At 46.1% G+C, this 940-nt stretch carries 2 rRNA genes; both read left to right on the top strand.

Annotation, left to right across the window (positions count from 1 at the left end):
- Positions 1 to 166: ribosomal RNA gene (locus VTH8203_RS23625) — 16S ribosomal RNA — on the top strand; the annotation flags it as partial.
- Positions 167 to 470: 304 nt separating this feature from the next.
- Positions 471 to 940, top strand: a 23S ribosomal RNA gene (locus tag VTH8203_RS23620); the annotation flags it as partial.

Raw genomic sequence — 940 nt, 5'->3', positions numbered from 1 at the left:
ACGTTCCCGGGCCTTGTACACACCGCCCGTCACACCATGGGAGTGGGCTGCAAAAGAAGTGGGTAGTTTAACCTTCGGGAGGACGCTCACCACTTTGTGGTTCATGACTGGGGTGAAGTCGTAACAAGGTAGCCCTAGGGGAACCTGGGGCTGGATCACCTCCTTATACGAAAGATTATTGCGATGAGTGTTCACACAGATTGATGGTTTGGGTTTTAGGCCCGGAGCATAGCTCTTTAACAATTTGGAAAGCTGACAGATAACAATTTGATTAATTGTTATCTATTAAAAGTTCTCAAATCCTATATCGAAAGATGTAGGTACCAACACACATTCAAGTGTTCTTGGAATTTGAGTCCGGCAAAATCGAGTCTGCACATGTATAAAAATGCAGACAACTTTGGTTGTTTGACCGTTTGCTTTCACTTTTCAAAAGTGAAGACAAATAGAAAGACCCTTTGGGGTTGTATGGTTAAGTGACTAAGCGTACACGGTGGATGCCTTGGCAGTCAGAGGCGATGAAAGGCGTATTAACTTGCGATAAGCTCAGATTAGGTAGTAAAAACCGGTGAGTCTGAGATTCCTGAATGGGGAAACCCAACTGCATAAGCAGTTATCACTAACTGAATACATAGGTTAGTGAGGCGAACCGGGGGAACTGAAACATCTAAGTACCCCGAGGAAGAGAAATCAACCGAGATTCCGAAAGTAGCGGCGAGCGAAATTGGACTAGCCCTTAAGCTTTTAATGAGACAGACGAAGGCTCTGGAAAGTGCCGCGATACAGGGTGATAGCCCCGTAGTCGACATCTCATCATCAGTGAAATCGAGTAGGGCGGGACACGTGATATCCTGTCTGAATATGGGGGGACCATCCTCCAAGGCTAAATACTACTGACTGACCGATAGTGAACCAGTACCGTGAGGGAAAGGCGAAAAGA

It is taken from the genome of Vibrio thalassae, assembly GCF_900089835.1.
Taxonomy (GTDB): Bacteria; Pseudomonadota; Gammaproteobacteria; order Enterobacterales; family Vibrionaceae; genus Vibrio; species Vibrio thalassae.
Note: the sequence above shows the minus strand (reverse complement) of the source record. Positions and strands in the feature narration are given on the sequence as shown.